Below are 18,522 nucleotides of genomic sequence, written 5' to 3'. Positions count from 1 at the left end.
TGAAATAACCAGCGACGTGGCCCTGGAACGCATTAATGTCATGAAACCGTGGCTTGGGGAGGAAGAAGCCCAGGCCGTCACAGAGGTCATCGCATCCGGTTGGGTTGCCCAGGGACCCCGCGTGCGGCAGTTTGAGGAAAACTTCGCGCAGACCCAGCAGGTATCCCATGCCGTTGCCGCTTCCAGTTGCACCACTGCGCTGCACCTCGCACTAGTGGTCGCCGGGATCAGCGCCGGCGACGACGTCGTCGTTCCCTCTTTCTCCTTTATCGCCACGGCAAACGCCGTGACGTATGTGGGCGCCCGACCGGTCTTCTGCGACGTTGATGCCGTCACTGGCAACGTCACAGCCGAGACGATCTGGGCGGCCCTGACAGTGGACACGAGGGCAGTGATCATCGTGGACCAGGGCGGAGTCCCTGTCGACGTCGACCCGATCCGCGAACTATGCGATCCGCTGGGCATCGTGGTGATCGAAGACTCGGCCTGTGGCGTGGGTTCCACGTACCGCGGGCAACCGGTCGGCGCTACGGCTGACGTGGCGGTCTGGTCTTTCCATCCCCGAAAAATCCTTACCACCGGCGAAGGTGGCATGCTCACTACCGGCCACTCGAAGTGGGCTGCTCGGGCCCGGACCTTGCGTGAACACTCAATGAGCGTCTCCGCCGCGGAGCGCCATGCGTCCCTCATGGCACCGGAGGAAATGTACCTTGAGGTCGGCTTCAACTACCGCATGACAGACCTGCAGGCGGCCGTAGGGATTGTTCAGCTGGGACGGCTCAGGGCGGCAGTAGAGCGTCGCCGCGAAATTGCCGCATTCTATACAGCTGCCCTGGCCGACCTGGATGGATTGCGATGCGTTGCAGATCCCTCCTACGGAACCAGTAACTTCCAATCCTTCTGGGTTGAGGTGCTCCCGAGCTTCCGGACTGACCGCGACGGACTCCTCGCGCGTCTGGCAGCAGACGGAATTTCTGGGCGTCGCGGCATCATGGCAGCTCACCACCAACCTGCATACCGGGGGCGGGATAACGGCAACGCTGGCCTGCGGAACACAGACCGGCTGACCTCCCGCACCCTGATCCTGCCGATCTACCACGACCTCAGCGGCCAGGACCAACTACGTGTGATCAACAGCATCCGGGCCGCAGCTGGAGGCCTGCCGGCATGAGCGAACTGATCCTGATCGCGGCCAGTGGCCTCGCACGTGAGGTCCTTGCCATGGTCCGGGCCAGTGGCCAGTACGACGTAGTGGGACTTCTTGACGACAATCCGAACATGGTGGGCGTAAGTATTGACGGCGCTCCGGTGCTCGGGTTCATCGACGACGCACCCAAGTACACCCACGCCTTTGTGCTGGTGTGCGTTGGGTCAGGCAAAACGAGGGAGACTCTGGTGGAACGGCTGACAGCCATGGGCCTGCACGAGTCCCGGTATGCCACGGCAATTGATCCCTCGGTGTACTTGCCCGACGGCTGCCAGGTAGGTCGGGGAAGCATCCTGCTGCAGAACGTTACTCTTACCACCTCCGTGACACTCGGATCCCATGTTGTTGCCATGCCATCCGTCACTTTCACCCATGACGACACCGTTGCCGACTTCAGTACTTTTGCCTCCGGGGTCTCCCTCGGTGGCGGGGTACGGGTGGGCCGGGCAGCGTACCTGGGCATGAACTCAAGTGTCCGCGAACAAACCTCCATTGGGGCATACTCCACGGTGGGCATGGGCGCGGCAGTCTTGAGCAATGTGCCTGAGGGCCAAACGTGGGTTGGAGTACCCGCACAATCCATCGATATCAGCAGTGTCCAGGGAGGACCGAGGCTATGAGCACAGGAACCCGAACCATCACTGAACACCAAAGTGTTCCGCTGGTCGACCTGGCAGCCCAGCAGGTGGAGGTCCACGAGGAAGTGATGGCCGAGCTCGGCGACGTTTTCACCCGAGCATCCTTTATTGGTGGCTCAGCAGTGCAGGAATTCGAACAGGCATATGCAGGATTCATCGGCTCCCAACACTGCGTGGGCGTAGCGAATGGAACTGATGCCCTGGAACTAGCCCTTCGCGCCGGCGGCGTCACCGCCGGCGGTGAGGTTATCCTCCCGGCCAACACATTCATTGCTACCGCAGAGGCGGTCAGCCGCATCGGGGCGAACCCGGTACCCGTCGACGTCGACCCTGAGTATCTGCTCATCGACCCCGATGCCGTTGCGGACGCACTTACCCCCCGCACCCAGGCGATCGTTCCTGTCCACCTTTTTGGACAGACAGCCTTCATGGAACGCCTCCAGCCGCTAGCGGATTTCAGTGGTTCCGTGATTATCGAGGATGCCGCACAGTCGCAAGGAGCCACCCGGCATGGTAAATCAGCAGGAACATTCGGACTTGCGGCAGGCACCAGCTTCTACCCAGGGAAGAATCTGGGGGCCGCAGGCGATGCTGGCGGCGTTCTCACCGATGATGAAGATGTAGCCGCCCGCGTGCGACTTTTGGGGGCCCACGGCAGCGCCCACAAGTACCGCCATGACGCGATTGGCATGAACTCCCGGTTGGATACCGTGCAAGCCGTGGTCCTCAAGGCGAAACTGAAAAAACTCGCTGACTGGAATCAGCGACGACGTGATGCTGCGACCCGTTACACAACTCTCTTGAACGGGTTGTCCGGCGTCGAACTTCCCACCGAGGCACCTGGAAACGTTGACGTCTGGCACCTCTACGTGGTTCGAGTCAATGACCGCGACTCAGTGCTCGAGCGCCTGCATTCAGTCGGAGTCCAAGCAGGCATCCACTATCCGGTTCCCGTCCACCGCAGTGGTGCCTACGCCAGCCACACACCTGGAAGCTTTCCAGTCGCCGAAGCAGCTGCTGGCCGAATCCTGTCGCTTCCGCTATTCCCGCACATCACAGTGGTCCAGCAGGAGTATGTGGCTGAACAACTCGAATGGGCGCTGGGACAGTCATGACGGTTCCGACCCACCGTGCAGGCGCATCGAATGCCTTTGCCTGGAGCGTGCTGAACACGGTTGTATCCCGTGTCGGCACGCTGGGAATCGGCATTGTGCTCGCGAGGGTGCTTGGTCCCGAGTCGTTCGGTACATTCGCTGTCGCACTTGTGGCTCTCATGGCCATCCTGAGCTTCAACGAACTCGGCGTATCGCTGGCCATCGTCAGGTGGCCAGGCGATCCTGCACGAATTGTGCCAACAGTTAATACCATTTCGGTTCTTGGCAGTGCGTTCTTTTGCACACTGGCCGTGTTCCTGGCCCCGGTCTTCACAGCTGCCGTGGGCGATCCAGGTGCTACCGATGTCATCCGCATCTTGATTATCAGTGTTTTCATCAACGGGATCGTTGCTTCGCCGGCAGCGCTGCTGCAACGCGATTTTCGGGAAAAAACCCGAATGGGCATTGACCAGATCAATGTTTGGGTAGGGGCGATCCTTTCCGTGGGCCTGGCCCTTGCCGGAGTGGGCGCAATGGCTCTGGCAGTCGGACGCGTGGCGGGAAGCCTGATCTCCGCCGTCATGTTTCTTAGGGCTTCACCAATGCCGTACCGTTTTGGACTCGACCGGGAATTCCTTGTTCCGCTCCTGCGCTTCGGCTTGCCCCTGGCAGGGACCAGCATCATCTTTTTCGCCCTGAGCTACGGCGATCAACTGACGGCCGGCACGATTTTGGGGACCACCGCACTGGGGTTTTATGTGCTGGCCTTCAACCTGTCGAACTGGCCAGTCAGTATCCTTGCCCAGCCGCTTCGTCGGGTTGCTCCTGCCGCTTTCTCCTCGTTGCAGCACGATCGGCCAGCAATGGGTACGGCGCTTGCGGCAATCGTCTCGATCCTGGCCTGCGTTACCCTCCCTATCGTCCTTTTCCTTGCCGGTGGCGCCGTGCCGCTGGTCGGATTTGTCTACGGCGACGCCTGGCTACCGGCGGCCACAGCATTGTCCTGGCTGGTCCTCGCTGCAACCTGCAAGGTCTTCTGCGACCTTGCCTATGACTTCGTAGTAGTCCTGGGAAAATCCGGAACTGTTTTCGCAATTCAGGCAGGTAGCCTGATCATTCTGGTGCCAGCGCTGATTGCTGGCGCCACCTGGTTTGGCGTCCCGGGCCTCGCTGCGGCGCAGGCAATAGTGACGGCCGTCGTCGTTCTTCCGCTCTATCTGTGGCAACTGCGGAGAACCGGTGTTGACCTGAACAGTATTGTCAGGGTCATCGGACTGCCGCTGGCGGCAGCGCTCCCCGTAGGCGCACTGTCGTGGGGATTCGCCCACTGGATTACCGTCCCATTCTGGGCCTTGGCTGCAGGCGGAATGACTGCCAGCGCCGTCACGGCTGGATTGCTATGGCTCCGACGCGACACTCTCAAGGCCCTCCGGACCATCGGTGCGGCTACCCCTGCAGCCGAAGTGGAGCTTGCCCGATGAAAATCGTCGTCTATCCCCATGATCTTGGAATTGGCGGAAGCCAGCTCAACGCCATCGAAATTGCCGCCGCAGTGCAGAGGCGTGGCCACGACGTCGTCATTTTGGGCCGTCCGGGTCCCCTCGTTGAACACATTGATCGTCTTGGCCTGGAATTCATCGAAGCGCCGGAGCCCTGGATCCGCCCTACTCCAGCAATTGTCAGATCACTGACTGACCTTTCAAAAGCCCGCGGCATCGACATCCTGCACGGCTACGAGTGGCCCCCTGCGCTAGAGTGCCTCCTCGCTGCAAGGAAATCCAACGCAGCCGCAGTTGGGACGATCATGTCCATGGCCGTGGCGCCCTTCGTACCCAAGTCAATGCCACTCATGGTGGGAACAGCGGATATCCTCGCCGCGGAACACGCTTTCGGTCGCACAAGCGTTGAACTACTCGAACCGCCAGTGGATCTCGAACTGAATAATCCAGACGTTCACCTCGACACTGAGGGTTTCCGTCAACAATGGGGAATTCAGTCAAACTCGCTGGTCCTTGGAATGGTGACCAGACTGGCGGACGAACTCAAACTTGAGGGGATTCTGGCCGCAATCCAGGTAGCGGGCGAGCTCACCGGGGAATTCCCGGTTCAGCTCGTCATCGTTGGCGATGGCACGGCGCGCACCACAGTCCAAGAAGCTGCCAGGAACGTAAACCACGCAAGTGGGCAAAATACGGTGATACTCACCGGCGAACTTCCTGATCCCCGTGCCGCGTATGCTGTGGCTGACATTTCCCTCGGAATGGGCGGATCAGCCCTTCGCGCACTTGCATTCGCAAAACCGCTGATCGTGCAGGGCCAACGAGGATTCTGGAAACTCCTGACACCGGAATCCCTGCCGACCTTCCTGCAACAGGGCTGGTACGGCACGGGAACCGGAGTGCCCTGGGGAGCCCAGAACCTGGCCAGCATCGTGCGCGAAATATCGTCCGACACGGAACGTATGACAACTCTCGGTGAATTTGGGCTCAAGACTGTCCAAGCAAGATTCTCCTTGGCACGGGCGGCCGAGGTTCAGGAAGACTTTTACCAGCGCGCAATCGAAGCACCATCCCGTCATCAGGTTATGGCCGACACGGGAGCCGTGGGTCGTTTTATTGCCTATCAGGCAGATCGTCGACTGCGCGGGCTAGTGGGAAAAATCGCCATGGATGACTTCAATGCCCGACCCGTACAGTCGATTTCTGGACCCAGGCATTCCAAAGGCACGCAGATGAAGGAAGTCCGCACATGAGCGCACCACACGGCGTCGTGATGTATGTTCCGGGCAGCAGATGGGATGACATTCGCGGGACGGATTACCACCTGGCGACGGCAATCTCCGGAGTCGAACGTGTTCTCTGGGTCGATCCTCCGCTTCCACTCCACCATTTTTCGTCACGAAATGGTCTTTCATTGCGACACCCCTGGGCTGTCACCGAAGTGGAAACTGGCATTACGGTTCTACGCTCCCTCTCGATACCGTTCTTTACACGTCGAGGCTTTTCGCGTGTCGCTGGTAAGTTGCAGCGCATGGCGATTCGGTCAGCACTCAAGGCGGTTAGTGCCGTGCCTACTGCAACGATTCTCTCTTCACCAATCTCAGAATTTCCCATGAAAAATAGTGGAGTGAATGTGCTCTACGTAACGGATGACTGGCTGTCAGGCGCATCAATGATGGGATTATCCAAACGTCGGATAGCGGGAATCCTGGATCAAAATCTGGCCTCAGCCAAAATTGTGGCAGCAGTTTCCCCATATCTCGCGGCCGCCGTAGCTGCCCTAGCACCTGCCGGAGCTGCTGTAGAGGTCATCCCTAACGGATGCAGGGCAGCCACGACAGAATCAGGGCCAAGCGTACAACGAACTCGTTCCGCTGCACTTATCGGACAGCTCAACGAGCGTCTGGATATGGACGTACTCGAAGCAGTGCTCTCAACTGGCACCCCCATCACTGTCATAGGCCCACGCACAGATCGTGACCCTAGGCTCGGGCAACGGCTGGACGATTTCCTGGCCTCGCCTAAAGTCACATGGCTCGGTACCTTGCCGGCTTCAGATCTCGGTCCGCACCTAGCCGCTGCTGGCGTGGGATTGACACCCTACGCAGACAACGAGTTCAACCGGTCAAGTTTTCCATTAAAAACGCTTGACTACCTCGCCGCGGGAATACCGGTAGTAGCGACGGACCTTCCGGCAGTTCAATGGTTGGACACCGATCTGGTATCTATAGGCGCCACAGCCCAGGAATTTTCCCAGAAAGTCCAAGCAGTTCTTGAGGCGAGTCCGAATCCCACGCGTGAAAGTGATCGCAAAAGATTCGCCGCCCAACACACCTGGCAGGCTCGCTCTGCGGGCCTTCTCAAATTGATCGATGACGTGTTTCCATGAGAACCGTAACGGTTAAAAATTCCGTATTGGCTTTGACGTCGGCGGTGGGCATCATTCTGGGTTCAACAGCGTGTACCAACGAAGCGACTTCGTCGCTAGCGTCAGCCTCGAACCACGATTTGGATCTGCCGAGAATCCCGTGGGAAGGCGGGCCAGATTACTGGAAGTCTTTTGCCAAAGCGAACGGCGCCGGTTGGGCTGATCCAACGTTCTTTCCTATCGGCATCTGGTACAACGGCATCAGTAGCGATGAAGAAGCAATGTATGACAAAGACCACGGCATCAACACCTATATGGGGATGGCAGATACAACTCCATATTCTTTGTTCGAGGACAACGATCTTTTCTGGATTGGGGGGGCATTGAACGACTCGTTTACCTCAGAAAGCCGCAATTGGGTGGGTTCGCTCTTGGACGATGAAGTAGACGGTAGATTCAGTCCATCTGACGGCAGGCAGCATCTCGAAAAGCTGTCCAAAGCGGTACCGGAAGGAAACTTTGCTTATGCCAACTTCACTCAGATGGTGATCAGTAAGTACATGGACCAAACCGACGCCCAAGCATATGTGAATGACTACACGGATGCTGTATCCCTGGATATGTACTGGTACTCGATACCGTACTGCGACCTGAAACCGTATCAGAACACCCATATAGTTCCGATAGACGAACAGAGGTGCAGAACTGCTTCCAGTTACGGGAAGTCGGTTAAAGCATTACGACAGCAGGATTCAGCTGATGGAAAGCTACAGCCCATTTGGCAATTTGTTGAAAATCTCAATGGAGGTCCAGGCGAAGGGCCATTTCAAGCTAACATCCAAGCTGGTGAACTACAGGGAGCCGTGATGAGCTCCATTATCAACGAAGCGCGTGGCATCATCTACTTCAACCAGAGCCTTAGCGGGCCGTGCGGCGGGGGGAGCATCCTTCGTCTGTCCCAAATTACGGCCGGTTTCTGTGGCACCACACAAATGGATGCGCTCAAGGAAGTAAATTCAAAGATAAGAGAACTTGCTCCAATCCTAAATACGCAGTCCTTTTCATACACCTTTGGGGATGGCCTAGAAACGATGCTTAAATCTCGGGATGGTTACGCGTACATCTTTTCCATGTTGGACGGAAGTTCTGACCCAGGTGAAAGAACCTTGGCTCTTCCGGACAGCATTCGAGGACGGTCTGCGGATGTGCTCTTTGAAAATCGTTCCGTTCACATTGGCGAATCGGGTTCATTTACAGACTCTTTCAGCGATGAATATGCCTACCACATTTACAGGGTCGCACTATGAATAGTCCCGTTGATCATGTCATTTTGACACGCTTCAATCTTCCATCCATTGGCTCGGAAAGCCTCATCCGTGCCAAGGAAGGATGGCTGCGAGATAGAATCCAACTCTTCGAACGATATTGCCTACCATCTGTGTTGGCTCAGACAAATTCAGACTTCTTTTGGATAATTTACCTCGATCCCGAAAGTCCAACCTGGCTGAAGCGCCGCATGGAGGAACTTAGTACCGGAAATGCTTTCAAGGCAATATATCGCGCAGAGGTCAGCAATGAGGACCTAGTGGCTGATATTCGAAACTTGGTTGGTTCACAGAAGGATCATCTAATGACAACCAATCTTGACAACGACGACGGGTTAGCGTCAACATTTGTGGAACAACTCCACACTGTCCCAATGGACGGAAGTCGAACAGCAATATACTTGACCCGCGGCCTGATCCTTTCAGGCAACAAACTTTTCCTCCGTACGGATCGGGCGAACGCGTTCTGTTCAGTCAGGGAGACGTGGGACGGCCCAGAGACGTGCTGGGCTGACTGGCATAACCAGTTAGGGAAGTCGATGCCAGCTAGGGAAATTTCAGGCACCCCCGCGTGGCTTCAAGTTGTCCACGATTTGAATGTAAGCAATAGAGTCCGGGGGACGAGAGTCGATCCTAAGGCTTTCGTTTCCAGCTTCGGCGAACTACTTGATGATGCGCGCAGACCGAGTAGAGCGGAAATACTCATCGAAAGACTGGCACTTCGACCATTCCGGTCGATTCGCGAAAGTGGGCGGGCCGTTACTAAGGCCACTATTTTAGTTGTCTTTGGACGCGGGGGACTGGACCGGATCAAATCAACTATGAACCGAAAAATTAATTTCAAGTACTTTTCGAAGTCGAACGCCCAGTCCAACGCCAATCCCACTAGCAGATAGCGAAGGGAACCATTCCATGTTTCTGCGCGACTTATATACCAGCGTACTCAGGCGATGGTACTTTGTGCTGTCTGGGATCATAATCACGGCAATCCTTGCGACGCTTGTCTACAGCGAAGTGCCGGTCAAATACGAGGCAACTGCGAGTGTTGCCCTCATCCCGCCCCCCACTGCCGTAATTTCCGGTGATAATCCATTTCTCTACATGGGAGGACTTGAGCAGGCATTGGGGGTACTCACCGTAAAGCTGAATTCACCCGCAGTACGCGAGACTATTGAGTCCTCATTCCCAGAAGCGTCCTACTCAACAGCGCGAGATTCAAGTACCAATGGACCCATCATTCTGATCTCTGTATCCGGGGCTTCTGAAGCAGATACTCTCGGAACACTGCAGAGCGTGGTTTCCGCAGTTCCCACCACTCTCGCCGACCTCCAGGACTCCCTGTCGCTCGAATCTTCAGCACGCATAAGTTCGATGTCTCTCGCGCAGGACGAAACCGTGACAGTGACCAACGGGACAAGAACTAGAGCGCTCTTGGCAGTCATCGCATTCGGAGGTGCTGCGTCCCTCATGCTCACTGGGCTATTAGACCGTCTCCTTATTCGCCGCGGAAATAGGCGTGCGAGTCCCACACGGTCCCACCCTGGCCGTCGGGGCACAAAAAGTCGTCGAGATCGGACTAGCACCCCCAAAAGTCCTCATGCTGAAAGTGATGACGCAGGTAAGGAATCGCAACCCCACGCTCCCGCTTCGGGCCATTCGAAGCAGAAGGAGTCTGTTGGTGCCAAAAGTAACTGAGTTTCAGGGAAGCAATCAGCGTGGGCAGGAGCGCAGTGCCCCTCTTCGGCTGGAGGATGCAATTCCGGATGACCGCATCGGAAAAGATGCTGTCAACGTTCTTATCCTCTACATGGTTATCCTCCTGGTCATACCGTCCAACAGAAGTTTTGCGGCCCTCGGCGGGGCGGGTGCCCCCGCTGCGCTGTTCGCCCTGATTTTGCTACCCTGGTGGGGCTGGTACCACCTCCAGCGAACTAGGCGTGTCGTGAGAATGCGTATTCAGCCTGTCAGAACAGCGATGTTCATATTCTCCGGCGCTGTACTCGCAAGCTATGCCGCGGGGGCAACTCGCGCACTCACCGAGGCTGAAGCCAATGCCCTTGACCTGGGAATCCTCCGTGCTGCCGCTTTTGCCAGCATCCTTTCTGTAGCCAGCGACGGCATCCCGAGCCGAAAACGTCTACTCGATATCCTTCGGTTCTGTTGTTTTCTTACCGGAGTCTATGCAGTGTTGGGTCTGTTCCAATTTTTTACTGGACAATCCTTTGTTGCCGGACTTAACATTCCCGGCCTGACTGTCACCGACTTTGGGGCTCTCCAGGACAGGGGGGGCTTTAATCGACCTTCGGCTACAGCAAGAAATCCCCTTGAGTACGCCTTCGTTATGTCCATGGTCTTCCCTCTGGCCATCACCCTCGCACTCAACGACGCTCCACGTGGAATATGGGTTCGATGGTTCCCCGTGGCTGCAATAGCGTTGGCCACAGTCTTATCCGTATCCCGCTCGGCAATTGTTGGTCTTGTGGTCGGAGTCGCGATTCTGGTACCAACGTGGAGTCCCAAGGTGAGGAAGATGGCGGGGATTGCCACAATAGTCCTCCTTGTTTTCGTTTGGGCACTGGTCCCCGGGATGGCCGGCACCCTACTCGGCCTCTTTGGTGGTGAGGACTCCAGCCTCAAATCTCGAACAGACAGCTACACGGTGGTTGCAGATTTCTGGCATTTGGCGCCGCTCTTCGGACGTGGTCTGGGAACATTCCTCCCGGAATATCGAATTCTTGATAATCAGTATCTCGTTAGCCTCATCGACATGGGAACGTTGGGCCTTATTGCGCTCATTGGGGTTATGGTGACCAGCTTCGCCGTAGCCTTAGTAGGCCAACATCGCTATGCCGATCCGCTCTTTCGACATCTGGGACCAGCGTTTGCCGGCGCCGTAGCAGCTGGCGCATCGCTTACCGCATTCTTCGATGTCCTGTCGTTTCCGCAGGCTGCCGGTGTTCTATTTTTGATTTGCGGACTATCCGGTGCATATTGGCGAATGCGCGACCCATGGAAAGCGGTCGTCGATGCGTGACCAGAAAAGATCAAAAACTAGCCGATGGGCTTTCCTCCGTAGCTGGCCGGTGGCCCTTGCCGTGCTGGGGATCATGACCCCTTTCATTTACCAGGCGAGCGAAGCAACAGGTGTCTATTGGACTAAAATGGACGTTGTATTCCTGCCTCCCCCTGGTGCCGCTGCAGGAAACCCTCTACGACTCGACTCCCAAGACATCGTCCAATATGCCGCCCTAATTCAGCGACTTGCGATAAGAGATGACAACCAACCCGTACAGGAAACTAACGGAGCGACCCTGTACGGCACCGGCATCCGGGATGGGCATTCTGTCTATCTCCCAAATTCGGGTGGGCAATGGCAGCCTTCCTTCGATCGGGCTGTAGTTTCCATAGAAGTAGTAGCAGAAACCCCTGAGAAGGTCGCTACAGTGACTGCTGAACTTGCGACAAAAATTGAAAATGCATCCCAAGAGCAACAGGACAGGATGGGGATTTCTGAGAAGGCCCTGATTACAACAGATCTCTCTCCTACTGCCCCGTCGATCAGCTACCACCCCGCCAAGCCGAAGTTTGCGGTCGGCGCACTCGTTCTGCTGGCCTTGGGATTGGCTGGCGGCGCATCCAGCGGAGCCGAGCGGTTGACCGAATGGCTTCGGAATCGCCGGAGGGAGCGGATGCAGTCGCTTCATCAGATCGACACTAGGGTCTCCCTCAGGTAATTCCGCCTTTCCCAAGGCAAATCTGCCCCTCGCCAGTCAACAATTGGGCAGCAACCCTCAAGCAGTCAAGTGCGTGAAAGAGCGCAAAATCGCATAAAGGTCAGTGAACGCGAAGAGCCCCCGCGTGGAAAATAGATTCCTCTGCGGAGGCTCTTCTCGTGCCGCCCAATCCTGCGGATCAATCTCCTACGCATTCAAATCCGGCTGCTGTTGTCGCGCTCCCATGCAGAACCACCGGACAAGCCGCCAGCCGCCTTGGGAGCAGCTACCACGACTCTGGCCGCGGCAGAAAACCCGGCGTACACCACGGCGTCGGCCAGCGAGACAGGTCCGCGCACCGACGCCGCAAGTTCGCGGACCGTCTGTGTGCCAGTACCTGATCCACCCACCGCTCCCTGCTCGACATTTCCGCGCCTGCTCCGTCGCAGGACAGCCATCAGTCCGTGGACGTCGCGGGGCACCCGCACGACGACGGGAATGCCAGTAAGTACTTCCTTTTCCTCTGGCGCAAAGGCCTGGTCGACGTACAGGTCATCTGCAGTCACCGACGGAAAGTCACCCAACCTTCGGTGCCCTGCTTCCGTGACGGCGTACGTTCCCGCACCCCAAAGAGCTCCACTCATGGACGGCAGACGACGTCGGGCGCGATAAAAGGCACGGACTGGCCAGCTGGCACCGGCCGTGTCATTTGTGTAGGCGGGACGGGCCGCGAGCGTGTCGTCTTTGTGGAGACGGAGCAGCAGCTCCCTCAGAGTGCTGGGCCCCATGGAAATATCGGCGTCGAGGTAGACCCTTGGCCAGAGAGTTGCCGTTCGATTCGCGGCATTCATGGCGGCAACTTTCGACGCCGCATCCACCTGCAGCACCTTTACGCCAAGAAAGGACGCTGCCACCTGTTCCGTGCCATCAGTGCAGCCATTGCACGCGACAATCACTTCAATCCGGCCTGCGGCAGCATACGGTGCCAGGGGCGCCAGTGTGCGGCCAAGGACGGCCGCCTCATTGCACGCTGGAATGATCACGGAACCGATGGGCATGTCCGCCGCCGGCACGTCCTGGTCCACTGTGGCGCTCGGCAAGCCGTCCCACCGACCCGGGAGCGCTACGCGGGCCAAAATGCCCTGCTGTCCAGGGATTCCTGCCCGGAGCAGCAAGCCCAGGTTCACTGTCGCGTGGAACACACCGGCGTAGGTACGCGTCCTGTGTTTGCGGACGTAGCGCACCCGGTTGGCTGCCATGAGGGCGTCCAGTTCCGGCGAACTGCCTGAGCCTCCCCGGCTATGCCGCATGATCGAGTGGGGTTCAAACCAGATACTGGACCCCGTCTCGCGGACCCGCCGGAAGAAATCTGTCTCCTCCGAGTACAGGAAAAACTGTTCATCCCACGCACCTACTGCCGCAGCAGTGTCCGCCCGGATCAGGAGCGCAGCGCCCGTGGCCCACTCAACGCTATGTGCGTGGCGGTAGCTTTCGTTGTCCCGGTCCATTTCGGAGAGCCATTCGGGGCGGTTGGGCAGCCTGCTGCCGAGCAGAGCATCTCCGAGGGCGCTGGTCAGCGATGGTTCGCGCCGCAGCGATGGATATACGGAGCCATCGTCGTCGAGGAGGACAGGCACTACCACCCCCGCGTTGACTGCCCGCATCCGCACCAGCAGGGCGTTGATGGCACCCGGGTCCACCCGTAGATCGGGGTTGAGGACCAGATAGGCGCCAGCCGATCCAACGCGTTCCATCGCACGATTGATGGCCGCAGCATAGCCCAGGTTTCCTCCGGTCCGGAAGGCGTGGACAAGAGGTTCACGAGCTGCAGCAGCCAAGGTATGGGGCGTGGGGGAGTTATCCGCGACAACAACCTTGATGGACTGCTCGCCAGCCTCCCTCCTGAGGTCATCCAGCAGTAGCGGAAGCGTCTCCTCGCTGTTGTAGGTAACAACCAGGACAGCGACATCCGTGTCTTCAGTCACCGGTCGGAAGCCTGCCTGCCGGACCATGGGCGGACGGTTGACGGTGGATTCAGCGGTCCCAGCCACCCGGCGGCCTTGGTGCGACTCTGCAGCTCCGTCCCACCATTGGCGGTTACCTACGGGGCTTCCGCTTTGGCGGCCCAACTGCAGGTAGGCCGGTGGCCCGTCCACCAGGTACCGCGACGCGAGCCGCCTCGGCTCAAGTGCCAGCCGCCACGCCCATTCGAAGCCGGCATCGCGAACCTGCTCGGGTGCGCGCCGGACTGTGCCTGCAACAAAGTCGACGACAGCACCAAAGGCCAGCAGGACCTTTGCCCCGCTCAGCGCCCCATATTCGGCAATCCAGAGTTCCTGGCGCGGTTTACCGAGGCAGACGAAGAGCATGTCCACCCCGGTGGTGGCGATCTCTGCTGCCAGCGCGGTGGCCGCAGCGTGGTCTGTGAGTTCCGAACGCTCCGGCGCCCAGAATCCCGCGACCTCCAGGCCTGGATACTCCTGGGAGAGCCTGGTGCGGGCAATCTCCTGCGTCTCGGGACGGCCGCCGAGGAATCCAACGCTCAGGCCGTGGCGCTGCGCTTCCTCCAGCAGCACGGGGGAAAGGTCGCTGCCAGCCAGCCGCTGCCAATCCTCGCCTGTCACCTGCCGGGCCTTCGCCACCAGTGGCGCCCCATCGAGGAGCGTAAGCCACTCCAGATCCGCTGTCGTGGCTGCCGTGCCTGCCCAGCGGCTACCGTGCCCGAAATGCTTGATGTGGTCAAGGTTCGCAGACGCCACGGCAAGGGGCCTGGCGCCGCCGGAAAGCGATCGGCCCACAATCACGTCTCGGGCTTCATCGAATGTGAGCAGGTCAACTGCTGTCCCGCCCAACCTGACGGTTCGTTGCGACTGGCTGAGTGCGGCGGGCGGGGCGGGCGAGGCGGCAGCGGCCATGGCTGGTGCGGACCGGACTGGCTTGAGGCTTACAGACGTCATGGGGGCTCCAGGATGGAAGCACGGCAAGGAACCGCCGGCCGGCCGGGGCGTCTGCACTACCCCTGCCTGCCTGCACTCCCGGTCAGACCGGCAGTGCGTCCCTGTCAGCGCCTACTGCGTTAGATGGACTGGTGACGTCCCGCAGTCCACAGGAAAAACCTGTGGTCACACCAGGTCCGGAACCGTGGTCCGGGTGCCTGCGCAGCATCACCATGACTCCACCGTAGGCGTGTCACCTGTCCCCCCTCCCTGGATTCAGGCAATCCTGTGGGAACCCGCATCAAGTGTGTGCCAACCCACGAGGACCCCAGGGGGCCCACCAGAGTCCTGAAACGCCTTGCGGCGTGCCCGCAATGTCAGGCCATGGTGCCGAAGAATAGCTCCGTTACAGCGGCCAACCGGCGTGGATCCTCCACGCCGCAGAGCTCACGCGCAGAGTGCATGGAGAGCAGCGGCACGCCAACGTCCACGGTCCGGATTCCCAGCCTGGTGGCAGTCAGTGGACCAATGGTCGACCCACAGGGCATCACATTGTTGGAAACAAATTCCTGGTAGGGAACCTCCGCCGCGCCGCACAGCCGCGCCCAGAAAGCTGCCCCTGCACCATCCGTGGCATAGCGCTGGTTGGCGTTGATCTTGAGCAGCGGCCCGCCATTGAGTATGGGGTGATTCACCGGATCATGCCGCTCGGAGTAGTTCGGGTGGACAGCATGCCCAGCGTCGGCAGAAACACAGAACGACGCCGCCACAGCCTGCCGCCGCTGGCTGCCGGTTGCGCCCAATCCATCGGAAATCCGGGCCAGGACGTCCTCAAGGATCGGTCCACAGGCACCGGACCGGGAGTTGGAGCCGATTTCCTCGTGGTCAAACGCGGCAAGGACAGAAATTGGCGCCCCGGAGTGGGCAGTGTCATTGGCGGAATGCGCAATCAGTGCCACAAGGCCCGCGTGGGTTGCGGACAGGTTATCCAGGCGCCCGGAAGCGAAGAATTCACTGTTGCCGCCGAAAACTGCTGGTGCCTGCGTGTCTGCGATAACGACGTCGTACCCCCCAATGGCGGCAGGATCCACAACGGTACCGGCCACATTCGCCGCCAGGACGGACAGGAGGTCATTGTCCACTGGCGCCCCAAGACCCCACACCGGGTTCATGTGTCGCTGCTTGTCCAGTGTCAGGCCATCGTTGACACCACGGTCAAGATGAATGGCCAGCTGGGGGAACCTGAGCATCGCCGCGGTAGCGGTCAGGTGCTCGGTGCCGTCCATCATGACAAGCCGTCCGGCAAGGCGGAGTTCGCGGTCCAGCCACGAGTTCAGGAGGGGTCCACCGTAGACCTCAACGCCAGCCTGCAACCAGCCATGGCTTCCCGTGGTGGGCTTGGGCTTGAGTTTGAATGACGGGGAATCAGTGTGGGCACCGAGGATGTTGAACCCAGTGGTGGGGCCAGCGGTTTCCGGCGTCACCCAGGCAACAAGGGCGCCGTCGCGGATCATGTAGAAACTGCCGGCCCCACTAGGCCATTCGGCCGTTTCCACCAGCGCGGTAAAGCCTGCTCCATCGAGCCTCCGCGCTGCTTCATGGACGGCGTGAAAGCTCGACGGCGACGCACTGACGTAGGCGCCAAGGTCATGGATGTGCTCAATTGCTGTGCTGTTCAAAGGCATGGACCGAGTCTATCCGGGCCATTGGGCGTCCTTTGGGTCAGTAGTCGGGGTTGCTGGGAACTACCAATCCCGTCTCGTAGGCGTACACCACAGCCTGGACCCGATCGCGCAGGTGCAGTTTGGTCAGGATCCGCCGCACATGGGTTTTGACTGTAGCTTCTGACAGGAAATACCTGTGTGCAATCTCGGCATTGGACAGGCCCTCCGCCATTGCCTCGAGCATCTCTGTTTCCCGGGGCGTCAGGTCATCCAACAGCGGGTCGCGCGGACTGTGCGGCACCGGAGCGCCGTGGCTACCGCGGACATAGGTCTCCAGTAACCGCTGCGTCACACGGGGAGCAACAACTGCATCACCACTGGCCACCACGCGCACGGCACTGATCAGTTCCTCCGGTGCAACGTCCTTGAGGAGGAACGCGGAAGCCCCGGCCTGCAGGCCGGAGAACGCATATTCGTCCAGGTCAAAAGTCGTTAGGATGATGATCCGGCTCTCGGAGGAGGATTTGGTAATTGCCCGAGTTGCTTCAATCCCGTCCAGGACAGGCATCCTCACGTCCATCAGGACAACGTCCGGGGTGAGTTCCCCGACAAGCCGAACAGCCTCGGCGCCATGTGATGCCTCACCTATGATGCGGAAGTCCTCCTCGCCTTCAAGGATCAGCCGGAAACCGACCCGCAGCAGTGGCTGATCATCTACCAGGAGAATGCTGATGGTGGTCTCGCTCATGTGTCCCCCAGGGTGGTTGTGTTTTTGTCTCCGGTCCAGTTCAGCTCTGCATGGACCAGCCAGCCGCCCGTACCTGTCCTGCCTGCGTTGAGCGTACCGGAGTAGATCCTTGCCCGTTCACTCATACCTGCCAGTCCCTGGCCGGTGCCCTGCGGTTGGGGCCGTGTTCCAGGGCCAGCCCTGCCGTCGTCGAGCACGTCGATACTTACGCAGGATCCCTTCCTTATGACGCCGACCGTCACGGTGGCCAGGGGCCGCCCATAGCGCAGGGCGTTGGTGAGGGACTCCTGGACTATCCGGTACACGGTGAGTCGAAACGCTGGGTCCTCCGGCAGCGCGGGACCAGTGTGGGAGTAGTGCAGCGTCATTCCCGTAGCACGGAACCCATCCAACAGCGTCTGAAGACTCTCATGCGGTGCCAGCGGAACCCGCGTCGCGGCGTCTTCGCCGCGGTCATCGCGCAGCACTCCCAGGACCCTGCGCATGTCGGCCAGCGCTGTCCGGCCGGTCCTCGACAGTTCCCCCAATACCTCCCCGGCGCGTTCGGGACTCTTCCGGACCACAACTGAGGCCCCATCGGACAGACTGATCATCACCGTCAGTGAGTGGGCCACGACGTCGTGCATCTCGCGTGCAATCCGGTTCCGTTCATTAACCGAGCCAAGGCGCGCAGTCCGGGATGCCCATGCGGCAATCTCCGCCTCATGGTCGCGTCGCTGGCGCACCGAAATGCCGATGCCCGTGGCAACCACGTTGGAAAGCGCAATCGCAGCCCCCGTGGCAATGCTGGTGACAAGCAGGTAGCTCTCGGTCTCTGCCTGGGCCGCCGCCGCGGGCAACATCGATGCGTCGGGTGGGCCTACCGCCGCCAGAAGGTAAAGGAGTGCCAATGGCGCCGTAACGGCGCCCAGCACCACAAAAGAGAACCTCCGGGTATGGCTGACTGCCACCGAATACAGACTGAACCAGAGACCCGCTGAAACATTCGATCCCCATGGGTGGAGCAACGTCACGGCCACCTCTGCCACTGCCACGAATGCGACGACGGGGATGGGGTGGGTACGCCGGAAGAACAGTGAGCCAGCAACGGCGAACATCAGCAGAGCGGCAAGCCAGCCACCAGAGAGCAAGCTGTCCACAATGGTTGTAGCGGCCAGAAGGAGATAGGACAAAGCCACCAGAGCGTCAGTAGTCCGGGGCCGGGCATAGAAGAAACGCCGGATACGGCCACGACGCTTCGCCGTAATTTCTGCAAAGGACGCGTCCGCCACGGGGGCCAACGCGTCCTTTGCAGGTTCATATCCAGTCATAGTGGCGGATTCGTGATGAC

At 59.2% G+C, this 18,522-nt stretch carries 14 protein-coding genes; 10 read left to right on the top strand and 4 right to left on the bottom strand.

Translation table 11 applies throughout. From position 1 onward, the window contains the following. The first annotated feature begins 40 nt into the window (after window positions 1–40). From QMG79_RS10750 to QMG79_RS10705, 10 genes are all read left to right on the top strand, one after another. A complete protein-coding gene (locus tag QMG79_RS10750) occupies window positions 41–1,171 on the top strand; it encodes a DegT/DnrJ/EryC1/StrS family aminotransferase (protein ID WP_283538712.1) in 1,131 nt (376 codons plus the stop codon). Continuing rightward, window positions 1,168–1,827, top strand: a complete 660-nt coding sequence (locus QMG79_RS10745; RefSeq protein ID WP_283538579.1) for an acetyltransferase — start codon at window positions 1,168–1,170, stop codon at window positions 1,825–1,827. Before QMG79_RS10750 ends, QMG79_RS10745 begins: the two co-directional genes overlap by 4 nt. Beyond that, a complete protein-coding gene (locus QMG79_RS10740) occupies window positions 1,824–2,960 on the top strand; it encodes a DegT/DnrJ/EryC1/StrS family aminotransferase (RefSeq protein WP_283538578.1) in 1,137 nt (378 codons plus the stop codon). The genes QMG79_RS10745 and QMG79_RS10740 overlap by 4 nt, the downstream gene beginning before the upstream one ends. Then, window positions 2,957–4,420, top strand: coding sequence for an oligosaccharide flippase family protein (locus QMG79_RS10735; protein WP_283538577.1), 1,464 nt, complete (start codon window positions 2,957–2,959; stop codon window positions 4,418–4,420). Before QMG79_RS10740 ends, QMG79_RS10735 begins: the two co-directional genes overlap by 4 nt. After that, the gene (locus QMG79_RS10730) at window positions 4,417–5,691 is read left to right on the top strand and encodes a glycosyltransferase family 4 protein (protein ID WP_283538576.1); all 1,275 of its coding nucleotides are present in this window, start codon (window positions 4,417–4,419) and stop codon (window positions 5,689–5,691) included. Before QMG79_RS10735 ends, QMG79_RS10730 begins: the two co-directional genes overlap by 4 nt. 359 nt (window positions 5,692–6,050) lie before the next feature. Then, window positions 6,051–6,827: a glycosyltransferase gene (locus tag QMG79_RS10725; protein WP_283538575.1), complete on the top strand. Its 777-nt coding sequence runs from the start codon at window positions 6,051–6,053 to the stop codon at window positions 6,825–6,827. After that, complete coding sequence (locus QMG79_RS10720; protein WP_283538574.1) at window positions 6,824–8,113, top strand: hypothetical protein; 1,290 nt, start codon at window positions 6,824–6,826, stop codon at window positions 8,111–8,113. The genes QMG79_RS10725 and QMG79_RS10720 overlap by 4 nt, the downstream gene beginning before the upstream one ends. After that, window positions 8,110–9,027 (top strand): glycosyltransferase, encoded by a 918-nt coding sequence (locus tag QMG79_RS10715; RefSeq protein WP_283538573.1) that lies wholly within the window; start codon window positions 8,110–8,112, stop codon window positions 9,025–9,027. The genes QMG79_RS10720 and QMG79_RS10715 overlap by 4 nt, the downstream gene beginning before the upstream one ends. Window positions 9,028–9,809: 782 nt before the next feature. Continuing rightward, window positions 9,810–11,165 carry an O-antigen ligase family protein gene (locus QMG79_RS10710; RefSeq protein WP_283538572.1) on the top strand — a complete coding sequence of 452 codons (1,356 nt, stop codon included), beginning with the start codon at window positions 9,810–9,812 and terminating at the stop codon, window positions 11,163–11,165. 73 nt (window positions 11,166–11,238) lie between these two features. After that, complete coding sequence (locus QMG79_RS10705) at window positions 11,239–11,865, top strand: hypothetical protein (protein WP_283538571.1); 627 nt, start codon at window positions 11,239–11,241, stop codon at window positions 11,863–11,865. 194 nt (window positions 11,866–12,059) lie between these two features. Here QMG79_RS10705 and QMG79_RS10700 read toward each other — a convergent pair whose 3' ends face one another. The 4 genes from QMG79_RS10700 to QMG79_RS10685 form a co-directional block, all read right to left on the bottom strand. Beyond that, window positions 12,060–14,801, bottom strand: coding sequence for a WecB/TagA/CpsF family glycosyltransferase (locus QMG79_RS10700; RefSeq protein ID WP_283538570.1), 2,742 nt, complete (start codon window positions 14,799–14,801; stop codon window positions 12,060–12,062). 356 nt (window positions 14,802–15,157) lie between these two features. After that, window positions 15,158–16,465 carry a M18 family aminopeptidase gene (locus tag QMG79_RS10695; protein WP_283538569.1) on the bottom strand — a complete coding sequence of 436 codons (1,308 nt, stop codon included), beginning with the start codon at window positions 16,463–16,465 and terminating at the stop codon, window positions 15,158–15,160. Between the two features lie 37 nt (window positions 16,466–16,502). Beyond that, on the bottom strand, window positions 16,503–17,192 hold the full coding sequence (locus QMG79_RS10690; protein WP_283538568.1) for a response regulator: 690 nt from the start codon (window positions 17,190–17,192) through the stop codon (window positions 16,503–16,505). After that, on the bottom strand, window positions 17,189–18,502 hold the full coding sequence (locus QMG79_RS10685; protein ID WP_283538567.1) for a sensor histidine kinase: 1,314 nt from the start codon (window positions 18,500–18,502) through the stop codon (window positions 17,189–17,191). The genes QMG79_RS10690 and QMG79_RS10685 overlap by 4 nt, the downstream gene beginning before the upstream one ends. Window positions 18,503–18,522: the final 20 nt, after the last annotated feature.

It is taken from the genome of Pseudarthrobacter sp. PS3-L1, from assembly GCF_030063285.1.
Classification (GTDB): Bacteria; Actinomycetota; Actinomycetes; order Actinomycetales; family Micrococcaceae; genus Arthrobacter.
The sequence above is the reverse complement of the archived record's forward strand: the minus strand, read 5'-3'. Positions and strand labels throughout refer to the sequence as shown.

Bases quoted from the DNA above. Each gene is read 5' to 3' on its own strand.
- QMG79_RS10725 (WP_283538575.1), top strand. From the start codon at position 6,051: ATGAAAAATAGTGGAGTGAATGTGCTCTACGTAACGGATGACTGGCTG.
- QMG79_RS10695 (WP_283538569.1), bottom strand. From the start codon at position 16,465: ATGCCTTTGAACAGCACAGCAATTGAGCACATCCATGACCTTGGCGCC.
- QMG79_RS10705 (WP_283538571.1), top strand. From the start codon at position 11,239: ATGACCCCTTTCATTTACCAGGCGAGCGAAGCAACAGGTGTCTATTGG.
- QMG79_RS10700 (WP_283538570.1), bottom strand. From the start codon at position 14,801: ATGACGTCTGTAAGCCTCAAGCCAGTCCGGTCCGCACCAGCCATGGCC.
- QMG79_RS10735 (WP_283538577.1), top strand. From the start codon at position 2,957: ATGACGGTTCCGACCCACCGTGCAGGCGCATCGAATGCCTTTGCCTGG.
- QMG79_RS10750 (WP_283538712.1), top strand. From the start codon at position 41: ATGAAACCGTGGCTTGGGGAGGAAGAAGCCCAGGCCGTCACAGAGGTC.
- QMG79_RS10720 (WP_283538574.1), top strand. From the start codon at position 6,824: ATGAGAACCGTAACGGTTAAAAATTCCGTATTGGCTTTGACGTCGGCG.
- QMG79_RS10740 (WP_283538578.1), top strand. From the start codon at position 1,824: ATGAGCACAGGAACCCGAACCATCACTGAACACCAAAGTGTTCCGCTG.
- QMG79_RS10745 (WP_283538579.1), top strand. From the start codon at position 1,168: ATGAGCGAACTGATCCTGATCGCGGCCAGTGGCCTCGCACGTGAGGTC.
- QMG79_RS10690 (WP_283538568.1), bottom strand. From the start codon at position 17,192: ATGAGCGAGACCACCATCAGCATTCTCCTGGTAGATGATCAGCCACTG.
- QMG79_RS10685 (WP_283538567.1), bottom strand. From the start codon at position 18,502: ATGACTGGATATGAACCTGCAAAGGACGCGTTGGCCCCCGTGGCGGAC.
- QMG79_RS10715 (WP_283538573.1), top strand. From the start codon at position 8,110: ATGAATAGTCCCGTTGATCATGTCATTTTGACACGCTTCAATCTTCCA.
- QMG79_RS10730 (WP_283538576.1), top strand. From the start codon at position 4,417: ATGAAAATCGTCGTCTATCCCCATGATCTTGGAATTGGCGGAAGCCAG.